The organism is Pasteurella sp. XG20 (genome assembly GCF_018968665.1).
GTDB lineage: Bacteria > Pseudomonadota > Gammaproteobacteria > Enterobacterales > Pasteurellaceae > Pasteurella > Pasteurella multocida.
In genome coordinates this window covers 361,520-380,470 of record NZ_CP076656.1, presented here as the reverse complement: position 1 = coordinate 380,470, position 18,951 = coordinate 361,520, and the positions used below count along the sequence as shown (strand labels likewise).

The window sequence follows — 18,951 nt, the reverse complement described above, 5'->3', positions numbered from 1 at the left end:
TATTTAGACAACTTTTTCATGCAAAAGCCGTGCGTATTTTATTGCAGTTGTAATTATTAAGTAAACAAGCAAGCCTGCTCGCATTGCAAAATAGTTACAACTTTGTGATAAATATCACGCTTTCACGCGACTTTCCTCACACTCGGTGTGGTATATCCTCCTTTTCTCCACACTTGTCATACCAGATATAAATAAAAATAATAATTACTTTCATTTGTGCATAACGGTATAATTAGCCAAATTTTTATTTTTCACTCCAACAAGGAAAGCCAACATGAAAACTGTCTTAACCTCCACTCTTGCCGTGACTTTATTGATGGCAAGCCAATTCGTTTCTGCTGTTACCGTCAAAGATCAAAAAGGGGAATTTACCTTAGATAGCGTACCTAAACGTGTTGTTGTCTTAGAATATTCTTATGTGGATGCACTTGCACAAATTGGTGTCAGCCCTGTTGGTGTCGCAGATGACAATGATAAAACCCGTATTCTGCAAAAAGTACGCGATAAAGTGCAGCCATGGGAATCAGTGGGGACGCGTTCTCAACCGAGTTTAGAAGCGATTTCTGCACTTAAACCAGATTTGATCATTGCCGATGATAATCGCCATTCTGCCGTCTATGAAGAACTCAAAAAAATCGCGCCGACAGTCGTCTTTAATTCTCGCCATGAGAACTATCAAGAAAACCTTGAAACCGCACAAAAAATCGGTGATTTATTAGGTAAATCAAAAGAAATGCAAGCGCGTATTGCAAAACATAAGCAGGATATTGCGGACATCGCCAAAACGTTACCAAAAGGGAAAAAAGCGATTATCGGTGTTTCACGTGAAACCCAATTTAATTTATATAATAGCGAATCCTATGCTGGTGGCTTAGTGGAAGTGCTAGGTTATCAAATGCCAAAAGCCCGTGCCGATAACCAACCTAATGCTTCGGTTGGCTTAGAACAAGTGGCGGCAGAAAAGCCTGATCTGATGATCTTAATCCATTATCGTGATGAGAGTATTGCAAGAAAATGGGAAAATGAAGCCTTATGGAAAATTATCCCTGCGGTGAAAAATGGTCAAGTCATCTTAGCTAATGATAATTTATGGGCAAGAGCACGTGGTATTGATGCCGCTGAAGTAATGGCTAAAGAAGTCCAAGACTTTGTAACGAAATCCGCCAAATAATGAAAACCTTTCTACGTTGGAGCTTCCCCACAGGCATCTTATTTGGGCTTTTGTGGGGAAGCTTATTTTTATACTACCCAACCCCGATTTCAGCGTGGGAAACCCTTCAGGCATTCATCGGACTCGACGATGAATTAGTCCAAATCACTATCCTCGATTTACGCTTACCTCGTTCTTTAGTTGCCATAGCGATGGGCGCTAATTTGGCCGTCGCAGGCGCATTGTTACAAACTATCACGCGTAATCCCTTAGCCTCGCCTTCGTTATTAAGTGTCAATGCAGGTGCAAGCTTAGCGATGGTAACAGCAACGGCGGTCATGCCTAGTTTTTTCTCAGGTTATAGCATTGCCTTCATTTCCAGTATTGGTGGAGGATTAAGCTGGTTATTAGTGATGCTGATTAGTGGTGGATGGCATGCACGTACAGAACGCAACCGCGTAATTCTGGCAGGGATTGCCGTGTCTTTATTTTGTGCTGCATTAACAAAATTAGTGATTATTATTGCCGAAGATCATGCTGCGAATATCATGAATTGGCTTGCTGGTGGAATTGCCCATGCGCGTTGGGGAGAATGGTGGATCATTTTACCGTTTTTCGTGTTAAGCCTACTTTTTTGTACGTTCTTTGCTAGCCAACTGAATTTGCTCAATCTGAGTGATGAATCTGCACAATCACTTGGGGTTAATCTGTTTAAGCTACGTTGGATGACAAATATTGTGGCACTCCTGATCATTGGTTCCAGTGTCAGTGTCGCCGGTCCGGTGGCCTTTATTGGTCTATTAATTCCTCATTTAGCGCGTTATTGGATCAGTTATGATTTACGTAAGATGCTCCCAATGTCAATGTTATTGGGTGGTTGTCTGATGCTTATCGCAGACATGTTAGCCCGTGCAGTCACGTTTCCAAATGAAATCCCTGCGGGCGCGATCCTCGCCTTAGTCGGCGCACCTGTTTTTGTCTTATTTGCGCGAGGAAAACGATAATGGCAGCCAATAGCAAACCACTTACACGCTTTAAAATACCTTTTTATCCAACCGCACTTTTGCTGTTGTTGATACTCTTTTGTTTAAGTTTACAGCTAGGCACCTATCATCTCTCTATCAGTGAAATTTGGCAGATTTTACATCACCCTGAAGACGCAAATCACTTTACGTTAATGGAATATCGTTTGCCACGTGCCTTGCTCGCGATCTTAATGGGCAGTGCCTTAGCAGTTTCTGGCGTATTAGTACAAAGTGTGGTGAGAAATCCCCTCGCCTCGCCAGATATTCTCGGTATCAACAACGCGGCAGGGCTAGTCGCGGTGATTAGCTTGATTTATTTCCCGGGACTTGCTTTTTACTGGTTACCTATTTTTGCCTTTATTGGTGGTATTTTGTCTTTTCTGCTACTTTGGCTTATTTGTGGTTTACATTTTCGTCCCCTGAAAATGGCGATTATTGGGGTCGCGCTGTCTGCCTTATGGGCTGCAGCAAGCCACTATCTAATGCTATCCAATCCAGTTGATATTAACTCCGCGATGTTATGGTTAACCGGCAGCCTATGGGGACGGAGTTGGTCTTACTTATTGGTGGTGTTACCTTGGTTGCTTGTGCTACTGCCTTTGGCTTTTCTGTTCTGTCGTGATCTGGATACCTTAGCATTAGGCGAAAACAAAGCCGCCACTTTAGGGGTATCCCTTCACAAAATGCAGATCATCGTGTTGCTACTTTCTGTGGCGCTTGCCACCACTGCGGTTGCGATTTGTGGTCCAATCGCATTTCTCGGCTTAGTCGCACCGCACTTTGCTCGCCATTTAGTAGGCGGTCGTCATCGAACCTTATTGCCAGCGGCGTTACTGTTAGGGGCAATTTTACTGCTGATTTCAGATATTTTAGCCCGTATTATTGCCCCCCCAGTGGAGATTCCCGCAGGGGTCCTCACCGCAATTTTAGGGGCACCGTATTTTTTCTATTTATTAATGAGAACGAAATAATGAGCTTAACCGTAGAACATTTACAACTGGCGTATCAAGATAAAACCATTGTCTCTAATCTCAATTTGCGCTTGCCGAGTAACAAAGTCATTGCGTTAATTGGACCGAATGGCTGCGGAAAATCCACGTTATTAAAAGCGCTTGCACGTTTGCTGAAACCCAAGTCAGGTCAAGTGAAACATCAAAAGCAAGATATTTGGCAGATCACGGCCAAGTCTTACGCTAAAACCTTAGCGTTTCTACCACAACAACACCTGGTACCAGAAGGTATTAAAGTGCGTGAGTTAGTGGCTTATGGGCGTTCACCGTATTTAAATCTTTGGGGAAAACTCAGTGAAAAAGATGAGAAGATAGTAACACAAGCAATGCAGATAACCCAGACAGACGCATTCGCAGAACGACTCGCTACTGATTTATCTGGAGGACAACAGCAACGCGTTTTTTTAGCGATGACATTAGCACAAGATGCCAATATTGTCTTATTAGATGAACCCACAACTTATCTCGATCTCAACCATCAAGCTGAACTGATGTCAATGATGCGACGCCTACAGCAACAAGGTAAAACGGTCATTACGGTCTTGCATGATCTGAACCAAGCTTGTCGCTATTGTGATTATTTAGTTGTACTTAAACAAGGGGAATTAATTGCCCAAGGCACGCCACACGAGGTGATGACCGAACACTTATTAAAACAGGTGTTTGATCTCAATGTAGAGATTCATCAAGATCCGATCAGTTTCACCCCAATGTTTATTTTGAAAGCGCATTAAAATAAAACAAAAAATGCTTAAAAAACTGACCGCACTTTTACGTTTATGTTAATATCGCGTCGTCATAATAACGAAACTGATGAGGAGAACATGGCATTACACCGTTGCCCTGAATGTCGGCATAAAGTCAGCGAAAGCGCACTCAGTTGCCCAAATTGTGGCTTTTCATTTAAAGAGGAAGATTTAGCCGTTTACCGTCAAAAATTAGAAGAACGACGGTTACATAACCAAGAAATTAATAAACAAAGTGCGAAATTGCATCTTGTTTGGTTTCTGATCTTTGCACTAGTTATTGGGATTGCAAGTTGGATCGTCAATTAAAAAGAAAGCGAATTTTTTACACAAAAATTCGCTTTTTTCTGACCGCACTTTTGGCTAATTAGGCTTTTTCTACTTCAAGACGCTCAAAAGAGAGGACTTTACTTTCCAATTTACGTAATAGTAGGGTCGCAATAGCGGTGATGATTAAATAAATCATGCCGGCAATCCCGTAAATTGTTAACGCATCATATTCTGTTCCATATAGCTGTCTGGCATACCCCATAATATCCATAATGGTGATCGTCGAGGCTAATGCCGTACCTTTAAACACGAGAATGATTTCATTGCTATAAGAAGGCAACGCTCTTTTTAGCGCATAAGGAATTAAAATTTTTAATGTTTCCATTCGCGTTAAACCCAATGCAGCACAACTTTCCCATTGTCCTTTGCTAATCGCTTTCACCGCACCATGAAACAGTAATGTCGAATAGGCTGCACTATTTAACGCCAATGTTAGCATCGCACAAAACCACGCATTCGATAACAATGGCCACAATGCACTGTCAACTAACCATTCAAACTGACCAGGACCGGCATAAATTAAGAAAAATTGCACTAATAATGGAGTGCCCGTAAACAAGGTTAAATAAGTGTGAATACCGCACTTGACTAGTTTATTGCCGATAGACAAGCCAAATGTCAGTAATAAAGCTAAAAAGAAAGCAACAACAAGCGAAACAAAGGTTAATAACAAACTGGTGGGAATACCTTGTGCAATCACCATAAAATAGTCTTGAAACATTATTCCACGCCTCTTTCAAAACGAGTAAAACGGAACTCTAACTTGCGAATAATAAATTGGCTGATTAAGGTGATTGTCAAATACAATAACGCTGCAATGCCATACCAAGTGAAAGGCTGATGAGTCACCGTATTCACTAACTCGGCTTGACGCATTAAATCTTCCACACCAATTAACGAAACCAATGCCGTATCTTTCAATAAGACTAACCATTGATTACTCAATCCGGGCAAAGCATGACGCCACACTTGCGGCATAATAATCTGTACAAAGGTATAACCACGACTCAACCCTAAAGCCGCCCCCGACTCCCATTGTCCCAACGGAATGGCTTGAATGGCTCCCCGCAAAGACTGTGAGGCATAGGCTGCAAAAATAATTGACAGGGCAAACACACCACAACTAAAGGCACTAAATTGAATAAATTCACCGGTGAGCATTTCCACGACTTCGGTCGAACCAAAGTAAATCAGTAAAACCACTAAAATTTCCGGTAAGCCACGTAGAAGGGTAACAAACACGGAGGTTGGTTTACGAATCCATTGCCACTTGCTGGTTTCTAATACCACAAAGATAATGGATAAAATTAAACCAACAATTAACGAACAAACCGCTAACCCTAAGGTCATTAGGGTTGCGGTGTACATTAAAGAAAGATAATCAAAAAACATAATCGATTATTTCGTCATCCATTTATCATAAATTTTTTGGTATTCACCATTTGCTTTAATGGTGGCTAATCCTTTATTTAGGTCATCTAACAAGTCTTTACTCGCTTTATTGACTGCAATACCAAAACCGTTACCAAAGTATTTTTTATTCGTCACTTTGTCACCGACGAAAGCTAAACTTTGTTCTTTAGCAAGCATATCGACTAACACTGCAGTATCACCAAAAATCACATCAATACGCCCATTTTTTAAGTCAAGAATCGCATTTTGTAAACTGGCATAAGGTACAGGTTGATACTGTTTCGCTTCTGCGACGATATATTGCTGATAAGTAGTGCCATTTTGCACACCCACTTTTTTCGCTTGGGCTAAATCGTCCACTTTCCCTTTCACTGAAATAAAGCTAGAAGAGCTATCATAGTAAGGATCGCTAAAACTCACTTGTTTCGCACGCGCTTCGGTAATATCAATCGCTGAGATTGCCGCATCAAAATGTTTAGAACGTAAACCGGTAATTAAACTATCAAAGGCTTGTCCTTTAAAATGACAAGTCGCTTGGATCTCTTTACAGATCGCATTCGCAATATCCACATCAAAACCAATAATCTCCCCTTTTTCATTCGTTAACTCAAAAGGTGGGTAACTTGGTTCCATCGCAAAGGTGATCTCTTTTGCATTGGCAGCTAATGCCGTGCTGGCTAAAAGTGCGGTTAACAGTAGTTTTTTCATGTTGTGTCCTTATTTTTTAGTGTGATAAATATTGTTTAAATTGTTCTGTTTTTGGGTTGGTAAAACAGCTCGCATCACCCATTTCAATAATATGACCTTGTTCCATGTACACCACTTTTGTGGCGACTTTTTTCGCGACGCCCACTTCATGCGTCACAATCACTTGCGTAATGCCCGTTTGCTGCAATTCTTTAATAATATCCACGACTTGTGCGGTAATTTCTGGATCTAAGGCAGCCGTTGGTTCATCAAACAGTAACACTTGCGGTTTCATCATTAAAGCACGAGCAATCGCGACACGTTGTTGTTGACCGCCTGACAAGTGAAGCGGAAAACGATCGGCAAATTGTGCTAAACGTAACCGTTTTAATAATTCTAACGCCTCAGATCTGGCTTGTTCGTCACTTAACTTAAGCACTTTCTTCGGAGCTTCAATTAAATTTTCAATTACCGTTAAATGTGGCCAAAGGTGATATTGCTGAAAAACCATACCGACATCTTGACGTAAACGGCAAATTTGTTTTGGATTGGTCTTCGTTTCAGACAAATCAAATTGACTGTTTGCGATAATCAGTTCACCCGATGCCGGCACTTCGAGTAAATTTAGGGTACGAATCAAAGTACTTTTTCCAGCACCACTTGGTCCCAATAATACGACAGTGTCGCCTTCTTCTGCACTTAAATTAATGTCAAACAACGCTTGGGAAGAACCATAAAAAAAATTTAAATTTTTAACACGAATTGCCATGGTTGAAAAAATCTCTTTTTTGCGAAAACTGAAATAATATTAATATTTATTGCATAATTATGCAAATGTATTTTGATAAAAAATACTTGTATGAAAAAAGCCCTCGACCATCACTGATCAAGGACTTCATAAAAAAAGAAAAAACTGACCGCACTTTCATGCGAGCCAACCTCGTTTATTCTGTTTTTGCCATTTCAAATTCAATTAACATCATCAAAATATGAATAACTTTAATATGGATTTCTTGGATACGATCCGCATAACCGAAATGTGGCACACGAATTTCAATATCCGCAATGCCCGCCATTTGTCCACCGTCTTTCCCAGTCATCGCAATCACTTTCATGCCTTTTTCTTTAGCCGCTTTAATGGCATTTAAGATATTTTTTGAATTACCCGACGTTGATAAGCCAAATAACACATCGCCTTTTTGACCGACAGCTTCCACGTAACGTGAAAAGACATATTCATAACCAAAATCATTACTGACACAACTTAAATGACTCACATCAGAAATCGCAATCGCAGGATAGCCCGGTCGATTTTCACGATAACGCCCCGTTAATTCTTCCGCAAAATGCATGGCGTCACAATGTGACCCCCCATTTCCGCAAGAAAGCACTTTCCCACCTTGTTTAAAGCTGTCTGAAATTAATAAAGCGGCTTGCTGAATTAATTTCATATTATTTTCATCGTTAATAAACTTATTTAATACTGTCGCAGCTTCATTTAACTCTGCCTTAATCTGTTCTAGATACATTTGTTCTCCTTTTAAGCCATCAAGCATATTGGTTATTCTTCTAAGACCACATGGCCAATATACCCTAAATTACGATAACGTTGTGCATAATCAATGCCATAACCCACCACAAATTCATCAGGGATACTAAATCCTACCCATTCCACCGGCACTTCCACTTCTCTACGTGACGGCTTATCTAACAAGGTACAAATGCGCAGCGAGGCAGGTTCACGTAATTTCAGAATCTCACGCACTTTTTGTAAGGTGTAACCTGTATCGATAATATCTTCGATAATTAAAACATGCTCACCTTTAATGTCACCATCCAGATCTTTACTGATTTTTACATCGTGATTGGTCGTCATGCCTGAACCATAACTAGAGGTGGTCATAAATTCGATTTCTACCGGTAAATTCAGCTCACGCACTAAATCTGCCATAAACATAAACGAACCACGTAAGAGCCCAACAACAATGACTTTCTCGACTGCTTTTTGTTGGTAATATTGCGTAATTTCACGACCAAGCGTTTGAATACGTGCACGTACGTCTTGTTCCGAGATTAAAATACCAACATGATGTTTTTTCATTCTAATTTACCTTTTATATCGGGTTATAAAAGCGTATTCTACAAAAAAAAGGCTGAAGTTTAAACCTTCAGCCCATAAATACCCTAACGAATTTACTTTCTACTCTACCTGTTTGGAGTATGACTCAGACTGAAAACGATCTACTCTATCATTCCCACCTTTATCTCTAACAGATGTGGCTATCTTAGCAAATTATCACCTCATGTCAATAGGAATTATTATCATTTGCAAAAATTAATTTCCAGACACTTTGAGATGCTCTAATAAAATTGATCCTGTTTGGATATTCGAACGATGTTCAATATCATCACCAACGGCAACGATATTGCGTAACATCTCTTTCAATTGACCCGCAATAGTAATTTCTGCCACAGGATATTGAATTTCGCCATTTTCCACCCAGAAACCGGCTGCGCCACGTGAATAATCACCAGTAACTAAATTTACCCCTTGCCCCATTAAATCGGTTACCAGCAATCCGGTTCCCATCTGGCGTAATAAGGTGGTCAATCCGCCCGTTGTATTTGGCTTCACTAACCAGTTATGAATGCCCCCAGCATGTCCCGTGCTTCGCATGCCTAATTTTTTCCCACTATAACTGGTCAACAAATAAGTTTGTAAAGTGCCTTGCTTAATAATTTCACGACATTGAGTGCGCACGCCTTCACTATCAAAAGGCGAAGAGGCGAGTTGTCCGATTAAATGAGGTTGTTCACTAATGTGGAACCAATCGGGTAGCACTTGCTTCCCTAAATGATCTAACAGAAAACTTGATTTACGGTATAAGCTCCCCCCACTAATCGCGGCGGTTAAATGACTAATAAGCCCCGTTGCTACATCATTCAAAAAAATGACTGGAACTTGCTGGGTTGCCATTTTTTGTGGTTGTAAACGAGACAGGGTTTTCTTCGCACAATGCTCTCCTACCCAACTCGCACTTTCTAACTGATTCAAGTCACGAGAAATCGTATATTCATAATCACGTTCTAACTGATCTTCTACACCAGCAATGACAGAACAAGATAACGAATAGCGACTGGATAAATAACTTTGTAACATTCCGTGTGTATTTCCATAAACACGCACTCCAGTATGTGAATTAAACGCAGCACCTTCACTGTTGACAATACGTTTATCATAATTTAACGCCGCCTGCTCAGTTTCCAATGCTAATGCCGTCGCCTTTTCCACATCAATATCCGCTGCATGATAAAGGGCTAAATCAGGCGCATCAAATGCCATTAAGTCATAATCCGCCAATCCCGCACACTCATCTGGCGATGTATATTTGGCAATGGATATTGCCGCTTCGACAGTGTTTTTGATCGCCTCAGGGCTTAAATCCGACGTCGAAGCATTGCCTTTTTGATTTCCTAAATAAACCGAAATCCCTAACGCACCATCGTTAGTAAATTCGACATTTTCAATCTCTTGTAAACGGGTAGAAACGGACAATCCACTGACCTTTGTGACCGCCACTTCTGCAGTCGCTCCTGCTTTTTGTGCCATATCCACAGCATAATGCACGGCTTCACGCAATGTTTGCTCTTGTTGTTTCAAAAGTGCGGTCGATTTTTCTGTATTTTGCATATTGATTCCTTCAAACAAATTTTGGGCATTTTATCCTATTTTAGATTTTCATGCTAAAATGTTCGCTTGTTTTTATGAGATGAAAGGAAAGAGTATGGCAAAACGCGGAAAAAATAAAATTGAGTGGGACAATACTGACTGGGAACAAGAAGAAGAGGAAATCATTTGGGTCAGTAAAAGCGAAATTAAGCGCGATGCCGAAGCATTAAAAAAACTCGGTGAGAAACTGGTTGACCTCACCAAAGCAAAATTAGAAAAGATTCCGCTTGAAGAGAAGTTACTTGAGGCAATTGAACTTGCACAACGTTTACAAAAAGAAGCAAGACGTCGCCAATTACAATATATCGGCAAATTACTTCGCAATATCGATGTTGAGCCGATCCAAGATGCCTTAGAAAAACTGGAAAATAAACATCAACAGCAACAAGCGATGTTACATAAGCTCGAAATGTTACGTGATACCTTGATTGACAACCCAGAGGCAATCACGCAATTTCTTGAACAATATCCCGATGCGGATCGCCAACATTTACGTAATCTAGTTCGGGCAGCACAAAAAGAAAAAGCACAAAATAAACCGCCTAAAGCTTACCGTGAAATTTTCCAATACTTAAAAGACTTCATGCTTGAAGACTAATCTCCTCCACATGAAAAAAGGCGTGAGTTTCAACTCACGCCTTTTTCTTTGCCCGCTTATTTCGTCGGTGCTTGCATGAAACGGAAGAAATCACTGTCCGGTTTCAAAATCATCATATTATCTGAATTCGCGAAACTGCTTTCATAGGCTTTTAAACTTCTTAAAAAACTATAGAACTGCGGCTCTTGTGAAAACGCATCAGAAAATACTTTTGCGGCGGTCGCATCACCTGAACCTCGCAATTCTTGTGCAGTACGATTGGCATTTGCCAGAATAAGGGTCACTTTACGATCCACATCGGCTTGAATAAAGGCAGCTTTTTCACGACCTTGTGAACGATGTTCACGCGCGACCGCATCACGTTCTGCACGCATACGTTGATAAATCGATGAAGACACTTCATCAGGCAGGTTGATTTGTTTGACACGCACATCCACTACTTCAATGCCTAATTCTGCTGTACTGTCCGGTCCCGTATTTAATGCTTTACGCGCACCTTCCATCAATTCACCACGTGTGCCTGATACAATGTCTTTAATGGTTCTCGACCCCGTTTCAGAACGTAAACGGTCATTGACTTTACGGCGTAATAAATTGGACGCTTGGGCATAATCGCCACCACCTGTCGCCGTATAAAAACGACCAAAATCACTAATACGCCATTTGACATAAGAATCCACAAGTAGATCTTTCTTCTCAACGGTCACAAAACGATCCGCTTGACCATCAAGGGTACGAATACGTGCATCTAAAATTTTGATCGAATCAATAAATGGAATTTTAAAATGTAAACCCGGATTATACACCACCACTTTATTATCGGCATCACGATGGACTTTACTAAAACGCAACATAATGCCACGGGTCCCTTCTGAGACAATCACAATGCTGGAATATAAAATTGCAGCAATCACAACGATGACAGGGGTTAAAAATTTACGCATTAGTTAAATCTCCCTTGGCGAGTATTTTCTTGTCGTGTTGACGATGTTGATGTTTGTGTAGGCATCACGTTTGGTGTCTCGGCACGGAACACTGGACGCACTTCCTCTGAGGTCGCACTCGTTGACTTCCCTTTCGTTTGTTGTCCCTTCAGAATTTGCTCTAATGGCAACACCGTCAAATTGTTTCCACTATTGCCATCCAACATCACTTTTGGTGTATTCGCCATCACTTTTTCCATGGTTTGAATATACAAACGTTCACGTAATAACTCCGGTGCCGCTTTAAACTCTGGCAGCAAACGTTCGAAACGTTCCACTTCCCCTTTGGCATCTAACACCACACGATCTTTATAGGCAGTCGCTTCTTCTAGAATACGCTGTGCATCACCTCGCGCAATTGGCTCACGCTCACGTGCATAGGCTTCCGCCTCACGAATATAACGCTGTTCATCTTCTTGCGCTTTAATCGCATCATCGAACGCATCTTTCACTTCTTCTGGTGGGCGCGCAGATTGGAAGTTCACGTCCACCACTTCGAGTCCCATATTATAAGGCTCAATAATTGTGTTTAAAGTTTTCCACGTGTTTTCACGCACCACTGAACGCCCCGTGGTTAAAATATCATCCATTGACATATGACCAATCACATAACGTAATGCACTGTCTGTGGCTTGATTTAAGCTATCATCCGCATTAGTCACACTGAATAAATACTTGGCTGGATCATGAACACGATACTGCACCGTCATTTCTACCTTCACCATGTTTTCATCTTGTGTCAACATTGAGCCTTGTGTTCTTAACTCTTTCACTTGCTCAACGTTCACCGGAATCACGCGGTCAATAAAAGTCGGTTTCCAGTTTAAGCCCGGTTGAACGATAGCGTGTAATTCACCAAAACGCATCACCACGCCACGTTCTGCTTCTTTGACAGTATAAAAACCGCTAACGCCCCAGACTATTGCACCAATCACCGCTGCAATTGGCAATAATTTACCAAGATTTAACGATCCACCAGAATGCGAGTTATTGCGTTTACCGCCATTCCCTGAACCGCCTAATTTTTTCAGCAGATTATTAAAAATCTCTTCAATATCAGGTGGTGATTGCTCTTGATTGTTTTGCTTACGACCTGACTGGTTATCGTTCCAATTCGGCTGACCGCCTTCATTATCAGGACGCTGACTCTCAGGTTTTTTCTGTCCGGGTTTGCCCCAAGGATCTTGATCTGAACCGTTCAATGACATTACGTTCTCCATTTGTCAAAAAATTGTTACTTGTTTAAACAAATTCCCACAGTCTAAACAAAATGTTGGATTAAGTCTAACGAAACTCGTTACTAAATGGGGATATTTTTTATGATTTAAAGTGCCGCCAATAAAAACGCACAATGGTCTCATTTTTACGGCTTACTACCTGACTTTTGTCCTATCGCTTTGTCGGTCATGTTTTTTCATTCACCTTATAATAAATGGCGTCGTGCAAGGTGGTTTCCGCTAATATTCCCCTCTGCCAAGTAAAATAGTGCACATCTAAGCACTGTGTTTGGTTAATAAAAAAAGCCAAGTAAAACGGCAAGCGGTGACTAAAGACGAGTTGACCCGCAGGACAGTGTTGTGATTGAATTTGGCGTAACAAGGGATCATGTTGGACAGCCGATAACTTTACAATCCCAACGCCTTGTGATTTCAGCACAGCTTCACGTAAACACCAAGACAAATAAAAACTCTTTTCTTTCTCTTGCTGTTGAGCAAACCACGCTTGCTCTGAAGGTGAGGCAAAATAAGCCAACAACGCTGGATAATCGCGTTCTTTCTGCGGTGATTCAATATCAATCCCGACAATACTGTCTCCTTGCGTATTGACACGCAAAATGACGGCAACCCAATCGCCCGAATGGCTAATATTAAAATCGACATCGTGCACAGGTAACTGAGGGCGACCACTCTGACTATAATCAATGTGCTTTAAAAGTGCGGTCGGTTTTTGTGAAATTTTCAGTAATTGCCATAACAAAAAATGCGCCACCCAACGACAACGATGCCGTTTCTGCACACGTTGATTGCTAGATTGTGGTTGGCGCAATTTCTCAATCAGTAATTCACGGGGAATGCTATCGAGAGGATAAGTGTCATTGATGTTGCCGTAAGCAATGAAGGTTGTCATGTCAAGCTTTCCCTTGTGCCACGAAGCCCACTCGTACTGGCGTGAAATAAATGATGCATCATCTGATGTTGAATATGCTATGCCCTCTCTAAATCAGAGAGGGCGAAGAACGTTAAGCTAACAAATACGCACGTAATTTAGCAAAATCATTTTCCATGATATCCGAAAGCAACGGTAAAGCCGCGTGTTTTGCTAATGCATCGGGTAAAGGTAATTCAAGCGCTAAAATACGTTCAACACTTTCTTTAAATTTCGCAGGATGTGCCGTACAGAGGAATAAGCCGGTTTCACCTGGCTGTAAATCTTGTTTTAACACACGATAAGCCACCGCACCATGTGGTTCACACAAGTACCCTTTGGCATACATATCTTTTAAAGTTTGTTCCGTTTCATTGTCATTTACGGCATCAGAATGCAGCTCTGATAGCGCCCAACCATTGCGTTTAAATAACTCTTCAACCCGTGGCCAGTTATTTGGACGACTCACATCCATTGCATTGGATAACGTCGCCACCGTGTCATGCGGTTGCCAATTGCCACTGCGTAAATAACGCGGTACGGTATCATTCACATTGGTTGACGCCACAAAACGTTTAATTGGCAAGCCTAAAGACTTGGCGATTAAGCCTGCGGTCAGGTTACCAAAGTTACCACTTGGTACCGATACCACAAGATTATCGCGTGCCGCTTTTGGTAATTGCGCAACCGCCTCAAAATAATAACAAACCTGCGCTAATAAACGGCTGATATTGATCGAATTTGCTGAGTTTAAGCCAATCGCTTGACGCAACTCTGCATCATCAAACGCTTGTTTCACTAATGCCTGACAATCATCAAAATCCCCTTTGATTGCAATCGTACGAATATTGCCACCAAGCGTACAGAATAACTTTTCTTGTAGCGGGCTGATTTTGCCTTGTGGATATAAAATCACCACATCAATGTTTTCTAAACCATAAAAAGCGTGAGCAACCGCCGCTCCAGTATCCCCTGACGTTGCCGTTAAAATCGTAATTTTGCCCTCACCACGTACTGTAGCTAAGGCTTGCGCCATAAAACGACCACCAAAGTCTTTGAAGGCTAAGGTTGGACCATGAAATAACTCCAATGCATAAACCCCCTCTTCCACTTTTGCTACAGGTGCTGGGAAAGTAAAGGCATTTTCTACCATTTTTGCTAACTGGGTTGGCGAAATCTCCTCACCAATTAACGCAGATAAAATCTTCTGGCTACGCTCCACCAATGGTAACGCTAACAGCGCATCCATATCCTCAAAGTGCGGTAGGGTTTCTGGAAAAAATAACCCTTGGTTTTTGCCTAATCCTTGACGTACCGCTTGCGCAAAATTGACTTGTTCTTCTGGATGTTTAATGTTGTATAAATTCATATGCTTTTCCGTTATTCAATTAATCGAGCGCTCTCGCACCTTGGTTATCAACTTTACAAATATGCACAAACCCTTCATTGTTTTGTAAATAATGGTTTTCTAAATAAGTGGATAACTTCATCGCTGTGCCTAAATCAGGCGCAATCGCGAATATTGTTGGTCCTGAACCCGAGATCCCCGTTGCTAGTGCCCCTAAATCCCGTGTGGCTTGTTTCACGTCGGCAAAATTAGGTAACAAGGCTTCACGATAAGGTTCCGCAATCACGTCCTTCATCATTAACGCAGCAAGCTGCGCTTGTCGAGTATGACACGCATGTACAAAACTGCCTAAATGACGCGCTTGTGAAATCACATCTTGACGCGTATAGCTTTTCGGTAAAATCGCACGGGCTTCTGCCGTGGAGACTTCTATACCGGGATAAGCCAACACCCAATACCACTCATCAAAAAAAGGCAATTGTTGGCAAATATTACCTAAAGATTGCACCATCAATTGTACCCCACCTAAGTAACAAGGTGCGACATTATCATAATGGATTGAGCCCGAAATGCGTCCTTCTAGTTCGCCCATCATTTCTAACAGTTCCATTTTAGAAAAAGGTTCAGCATGAAACTTATTGAGTGCAACCAACGCCGCCACGATAGAACACGCACTCGACCCTAAGCCAGAGCCAATTGGCATATTTTTTTCTAACGTTAATCGCAACGGGCGTACTGCTATGTTACGCAATTTTAAGCGTTCACTAAATAACACATAAGCTTGATAGACAATGTTTTTCTGCGCTTCTTTTGGCAATTTACGCACAAAATATCCCGCACTTTCTAGTTCAAATCCGCTAGGCAGTGCCTCAATTTGCACCACATCTCCCAGCAAAGAACCATCAATCGGGGACACCGCGGTCCCCAAGGTATCAAACCCAACACTTAAATTTGCACTGGATGCTGGTGCATAAATTCTGAGCATATTATTTTCCATGTCATTTCCAATTAATGTTGTAGCGTTCTCAATATATCGGCAAAAATCCCCGCGGCTGTCACGGAATTCCCCGCGCCATAACCACGTAAAAGTAACGGAATCGGTTGATAATAACGAGTATAGAAGGCTAAAGCATTTTCACCATTTTTTACTTTATATAATGGATCATCTGCATCGACTTCTAACACAGAGACTTTACAACTGTTGTTTTCAATTTGTCCCACATAACGCAATACTTTCCCTTCTGCTTTCGCGTTAGCAACACGTTGGCTAAATTCTGCGTCTAATTGTGGCAACATCGCCATAAATTCCTGTGTAGTCTTCCCTTCAGCAAATCCTGCTGGGAGCACACTTTCTACTCCAATATCTGTTAATTCCAATTGTGCACCGGTTTCACGCGCTAAAATCAACAATTTCCTGGCAACATCTTGTCCAGAAAGATCATCTCTTGGATCAGGTTCAGTAAACCCTTTTTCACGCGCAAGAGCAGTCGCTTCAGATAACGTGAGTCCGTTTTCTAACTCGCCAAAGATAAAGGACAACGACCCCGAGAGTACGCCACTAAACTTGACGACTTCATCACCTGCAGCCAATAAATTCTGCAAGTTTTCAATGACGGGCAACCCTGCGCCAACGTTTGTATCATACAAGAATTTACGTTGGTTATTACGGGCACTTTCACGCAGTGCATTATAATACGCCAGTTCACGCGTATTGGCTTTTTTATTTGGTGTCACAACATGGAACCCTTCTCCCAGTGCACGCACATATAAACCAGCTACAGAATCCGCTGACGTACAATCCACAAATACCGGATTCACGACATGGTGCAATTTAATAAAGGACAGTAACACATCAAAATCAGAAGGCTGAGTCGCGGTTTCCAAATCTGCTTGCCAATTTTCTAAATTTAAGCCATCTGCTTTTAATAACATTTTGTTTGAATTGGCAATCGCACACACCCGAATTTCAATATCTTTCTTTGCTAGATAACTTTTCTGATGTTTAATTTGCTCAATCAACTCGCCACCGACACCCCCTACCCCAACTAAAAAAACATCAACGACCTTTTTATTATTAAAGAGAGCTTGGTGTGTGGCTTTCACGGCTTCAATTGCTTTATTCAGTGCAACCACGGCAGAAATCGAACGCTCAGAGGAACCCTGTGCAATAGCAACAATACTGATGTTCGCTTGGGCAAGGGCAGAGAAGAAACGTGCGGCAATCCCTTTGGCTTGTTTCATGCCATCACCCACTACCGAAATAATGGATAAGTCACGAATCACATCAATTGGTTCAAGATCATTAGCTTTTAATTCTTGCTCAAATTCTTTCTCTAACGCCTGTTTTGCTACCTCAACTGATTTGGCTGGTACACAGAAACTGATACTGTATTCTGAGGAAGATTGCGTAATTAAAATCACCGAAACGCCTGCATTTGACATGGCAGAGAAAACACGTGACGCCATACCTACCATCCCCTGCATCCCAGGACCAGACACGTTAAACATCGCCACATTATCTAGATTAGTAATCCCTTTTACTTGCAACTGTTCAGATTGAATGTTGCCATCAATAATCGAACCCGGCGCAGAAGGATTGCCCGTATTTTTAATTAAGCAAGGAATATTAGTTTGTACTAATGGTCCAATCGTGCGTGGATGAATCACTTTTGCACCGAAATAAGACAATTCCATCGCTTCGCGATAAGACAAGCTTGGCAATAAGCGAGCATCTGGTACCAAACGCGGATCACAGGTAAAGACCCCATCTACATCGGTCCAAATTTCACAAGCACTTGCGCCCAAACAAGCGGCTAAACAAGCAGCAGAATAATCGGAACCATTACGCCCGAGTAAAACGAGCTCACCTTTTTCATTACCTGCGGTAAAGCCTGCCATTAACACCACATTTTTGGTTGGAATTGACTTGGCATCTACGCGTTTTGTCGATTCTTCAATATCCACTGAAGACTCTAAATAGCTCCCGTGTGCTAATAATTTTTCGACTGGATCAATCACAGTCACGTCATAACCGCGAGCTTCAAACCATGCCTTCATCATCGCAATAGACAGTTTTTCACCACGACAATCAATCGTGGCTTTAACCGCATCCGACACAAAACCTTGTTGACGAATTTCTTCCAACAACTGGCTGATTTGTGCAAACTCGGTATCAATTAAAGCTTTTGTCCCTTCTAGATCAAAACGATTATTTTCTGCGTGTAAACCATGAATAATGTGATAAAAAATCTCAATAGCTTCATTGAAATTGGCATCGGTAGGTTGATTTAAACTGGCTTTTTCAGAAAGGGCGACAAGATGGTTGGTAATTTTTGCAGGGGCTGATAACACGCCAGCGGCTTGTTCTTCAAAATGGGCTTTTTCGATAAGCTGTGCCGCCTGCGAAAAACGCGCTGGATTGGCTAAAGACGTCCCCCCGAATTTTAATACACGCATAATAAAATCTCCTCGATGTTGTGAATTTTAAAAATAGAATAAAAATTTTCATAAAAAAACCCGCACTTTTTATTCAGTACGGGTTTTGTGGAATTCGATCTTTTTGTTACGCACTAACCCGCACACTATTGGTAATAATAGTGGTGGTCATAATCATAGTAATCACAGTGCGTTTATTCATCTTTTCAATCAAAATTAAAAAACAGTGTGTAAGAAATACCGAAATTTATTTAGGTTGTCAAACAGAAAATGAAAAAATGGGATAAATTTTTAAAAAGCACTAACATCTTGTAATATATCGCCACAAAATTTTATTTTTGCCTCAATTTT

20 protein-coding genes are annotated in these 18,951 nt (G+C 41.4%); 6 read left to right on the top strand and 14 right to left on the bottom strand.

Annotation, left to right across the window (positions count from 1 at the left end; all coding sequences use genetic code 11):
* Positions 1-274: 274 nt before the first annotated feature.
* From KPF51_RS01715 to KPF51_RS01695, 5 genes are all read left to right on the top strand, one after another.
* A complete protein-coding gene (locus KPF51_RS01715) occupies positions 275-1,171 on the top strand; it encodes a Fe(3+) dicitrate ABC transporter substrate-binding protein FecB (RefSeq protein WP_061406205.1) in 897 nt (298 codons plus the stop codon).
* Positions 1,171-2,154, top strand: coding sequence for an iron-dicitrate ABC transporter permease FecC (gene fecC / locus KPF51_RS01710; RefSeq protein WP_005722730.1), 984 nt, complete (start codon positions 1,171-1,173; stop codon positions 2,152-2,154). Before KPF51_RS01715 ends, fecC begins: the two co-directional genes overlap by 1 nt.
* Complete coding sequence (fecD, locus tag KPF51_RS01705; protein ID WP_005751104.1) at positions 2,154-3,146, top strand: Fe(3+) dicitrate ABC transporter permease subunit FecD; 993 nt, start codon at positions 2,154-2,156, stop codon at positions 3,144-3,146. Before fecC ends, fecD begins: the two co-directional genes overlap by 1 nt.
* A complete protein-coding gene (gene fecE, locus KPF51_RS01700) occupies positions 3,146-3,919 on the top strand; it encodes a Fe(3+) dicitrate ABC transporter ATP-binding protein FecE (RefSeq protein ID WP_061406206.1) in 774 nt (257 codons plus the stop codon). The genes fecD and fecE overlap by 1 nt, the downstream gene beginning before the upstream one ends.
* Before the next feature lie 90 nt (positions 3,920-4,009).
* Positions 4,010-4,240 carry a zinc ribbon domain-containing protein gene (locus KPF51_RS01695; protein ID WP_005720191.1) on the top strand — a complete coding sequence of 77 codons (231 nt, stop codon included), beginning with the start codon at positions 4,010-4,012 and terminating at the stop codon, positions 4,238-4,240.
* Between the two features lie 58 nt (positions 4,241-4,298).
* On the opposite strand, the gene artM is transcribed toward KPF51_RS01695, so the two are convergent.
* The 7 genes from artM to pmbA form a co-directional block, all read right to left on the bottom strand.
* The gene (artM, locus tag KPF51_RS01690; protein WP_005722723.1) at positions 4,299-4,982 is read right to left on the bottom strand and encodes an arginine ABC transporter permease ArtM; all 684 of its coding nucleotides are present in this window, start codon (positions 4,980-4,982) and stop codon (positions 4,299-4,301) included.
* Positions 4,982-5,653, bottom strand: a complete 672-nt coding sequence (artQ, locus tag KPF51_RS01685) for an arginine ABC transporter permease ArtQ (protein ID WP_005722720.1) — start codon at positions 5,651-5,653, stop codon at positions 4,982-4,984. Before artQ ends, artM begins: the two co-directional genes overlap by 1 nt.
* Before the next feature lie 6 nt (positions 5,654-5,659).
* Entirely contained in the window at positions 5,660-6,382 is a 723-nt protein-coding gene (locus KPF51_RS01680) for a lysine/arginine/ornithine ABC transporter substrate-binding protein (protein WP_005722718.1), read from the bottom strand.
* Between the two features lie 16 nt (positions 6,383-6,398).
* Entirely contained in the window at positions 6,399-7,130 is a 732-nt protein-coding gene (gene artP / locus KPF51_RS01675; RefSeq protein WP_005720182.1) for an arginine ABC transporter ATP-binding protein ArtP, read from the bottom strand.
* 175 nt (positions 7,131-7,305) lie between these two features.
* A complete protein-coding gene (gene lpcA, locus KPF51_RS01670) occupies positions 7,306-7,890 on the bottom strand; it encodes a D-sedoheptulose 7-phosphate isomerase (protein WP_005720180.1) in 585 nt (194 codons plus the stop codon).
* A 32-nt stretch (positions 7,891-7,922) separates the two neighbouring features.
* Positions 7,923-8,462, bottom strand: a complete 540-nt coding sequence (hpt, locus tag KPF51_RS01665; RefSeq protein WP_005722716.1) for a hypoxanthine phosphoribosyltransferase — start codon at positions 8,460-8,462, stop codon at positions 7,923-7,925.
* Positions 8,463-8,696: 234 nt separating this feature from the next.
* Positions 8,697-10,052 (bottom strand): metalloprotease PmbA, encoded by a 1,356-nt coding sequence (pmbA, locus tag KPF51_RS01660; protein ID WP_005722714.1) that lies wholly within the window; start codon positions 10,050-10,052, stop codon positions 8,697-8,699.
* Positions 10,053-10,146: 94 nt separating this feature from the next.
* Between pmbA and yjgA the strand changes: the two genes are divergently transcribed.
* The gene (gene yjgA / locus KPF51_RS01655) at positions 10,147-10,689 is read left to right on the top strand and encodes a ribosome biogenesis factor YjgA (protein ID WP_005722713.1); all 543 of its coding nucleotides are present in this window, start codon (positions 10,147-10,149) and stop codon (positions 10,687-10,689) included.
* Positions 10,690-10,745: 56 nt separating this feature from the next.
* On the opposite strand, the gene hflC is transcribed toward yjgA, so the two are convergent.
* From hflC to thrL, 7 genes are all read right to left on the bottom strand, one after another.
* On the bottom strand, positions 10,746-11,633 hold the full coding sequence (gene hflC / locus KPF51_RS01650; protein ID WP_005720174.1) for a protease modulator HflC: 888 nt from the start codon (positions 11,631-11,633) through the stop codon (positions 10,746-10,748).
* A complete protein-coding gene (hflK, locus tag KPF51_RS01645; protein ID WP_005722711.1) occupies positions 11,633-12,880 on the bottom strand; it encodes an FtsH protease activity modulator HflK in 1,248 nt (415 codons plus the stop codon). The genes hflC and hflK overlap by 1 nt, the downstream gene beginning before the upstream one ends.
* Positions 12,881-13,076: 196 nt before the next feature.
* Positions 13,077-13,799, bottom strand: a complete 723-nt coding sequence (locus KPF51_RS01640; RefSeq protein ID WP_005722709.1) for a 4'-phosphopantetheinyl transferase superfamily protein — start codon at positions 13,797-13,799, stop codon at positions 13,077-13,079.
* 112 nt (positions 13,800-13,911) lie between these two features.
* Positions 13,912-15,186: a threonine synthase gene (gene thrC, locus KPF51_RS01635; protein ID WP_061406207.1), complete on the bottom strand. Its 1,275-nt coding sequence runs from the start codon at positions 15,184-15,186 to the stop codon at positions 13,912-13,914.
* 19 nt (positions 15,187-15,205) lie between these two features.
* Positions 15,206-16,150 (bottom strand): homoserine kinase, encoded by a 945-nt coding sequence (gene thrB / locus KPF51_RS01630; RefSeq protein ID WP_005720165.1) that lies wholly within the window; start codon positions 16,148-16,150, stop codon positions 15,206-15,208.
* 23 nt (positions 16,151-16,173) lie between these two features.
* Entirely contained in the window at positions 16,174-18,621 is a 2,448-nt protein-coding gene (gene thrA, locus KPF51_RS01625) for a bifunctional aspartate kinase/homoserine dehydrogenase I (RefSeq protein ID WP_005722641.1), read from the bottom strand.
* A gap of 106 nt (positions 18,622-18,727) precedes the next feature.
* Positions 18,728-18,802: a thr operon leader peptide gene (thrL, locus tag KPF51_RS10880; RefSeq protein ID WP_080667568.1), complete on the bottom strand. Its 75-nt coding sequence runs from the start codon at positions 18,800-18,802 to the stop codon at positions 18,728-18,730.
* Positions 18,803-18,951 lie beyond the last annotated feature (149 nt).

Excerpts from the sequence above, each read along its gene's own strand:
- hflC (WP_005720174.1), bottom strand. The coding sequence starts at position 11,633 with ATGCGTAAATTTTTAACCCCTGTCATCGTTGTGATTGCTGCAATTTTA.
- KPF51_RS01640 (WP_005722709.1), bottom strand. The coding sequence starts at position 13,799 with ATGACAACCTTCATTGCTTACGGCAACATCAATGACACTTATCCTCTC.
- KPF51_RS01695 (WP_005720191.1), top strand. The coding sequence starts at position 4,010 with ATGGCATTACACCGTTGCCCTGAATGTCGGCATAAAGTCAGCGAAAGC.
- thrA (WP_005722641.1), bottom strand. The coding sequence starts at position 18,621 with ATGCGTGTATTAAAATTCGGGGGGACGTCTTTAGCCAATCCAGCGCGT.
- artP (WP_005720182.1), bottom strand. The coding sequence starts at position 7,130 with ATGGCAATTCGTGTTAAAAATTTAAATTTTTTTTATGGTTCTTCCCAA.
- fecC (WP_005722730.1), top strand. The coding sequence starts at position 1,171 with ATGAAAACCTTTCTACGTTGGAGCTTCCCCACAGGCATCTTATTTGGG.
- pmbA (WP_005722714.1), bottom strand. The coding sequence starts at position 10,052 with ATGCAAAATACAGAAAAATCGACCGCACTTTTGAAACAACAAGAGCAA.
- hpt (WP_005722716.1), bottom strand. The coding sequence starts at position 8,462 with ATGAAAAAACATCATGTTGGTATTTTAATCTCGGAACAAGACGTACGT.
- fecD (WP_005751104.1), top strand. The coding sequence starts at position 2,154 with ATGGCAGCCAATAGCAAACCACTTACACGCTTTAAAATACCTTTTTAT.
- artM (WP_005722723.1), bottom strand. The coding sequence starts at position 4,982 with ATGTTTCAAGACTATTTTATGGTGATTGCACAAGGTATTCCCACCAGT.
- KPF51_RS01715 (WP_061406205.1), top strand. The coding sequence starts at position 275 with ATGAAAACTGTCTTAACCTCCACTCTTGCCGTGACTTTATTGATGGCA.
- yjgA (WP_005722713.1), top strand. The coding sequence starts at position 10,147 with ATGGCAAAACGCGGAAAAAATAAAATTGAGTGGGACAATACTGACTGG.
- KPF51_RS01680 (WP_005722718.1), bottom strand. The coding sequence starts at position 6,382 with ATGAAAAAACTACTGTTAACCGCACTTTTAGCCAGCACGGCATTAGCT.
- lpcA (WP_005720180.1), bottom strand. The coding sequence starts at position 7,890 with ATGTATCTAGAACAGATTAAGGCAGAGTTAAATGAAGCTGCGACAGTA.
- fecE (WP_061406206.1), top strand. The coding sequence starts at position 3,146 with ATGAGCTTAACCGTAGAACATTTACAACTGGCGTATCAAGATAAAACC.
- thrB (WP_005720165.1), bottom strand. The coding sequence starts at position 16,150 with ATGCTCAGAATTTATGCACCAGCATCCAGTGCAAATTTAAGTGTTGGG.
- artQ (WP_005722720.1), bottom strand. The coding sequence starts at position 5,653 with ATGTTTTTTGATTATCTTTCTTTAATGTACACCGCAACCCTAATGACC.
- thrC (WP_061406207.1), bottom strand. The coding sequence starts at position 15,186 with ATGAATTTATACAACATTAAACATCCAGAAGAACAAGTCAATTTTGCG.
- hflK (WP_005722711.1), bottom strand. The coding sequence starts at position 12,880 with ATGTCATTGAACGGTTCAGATCAAGATCCTTGGGGCAAACCCGGACAG.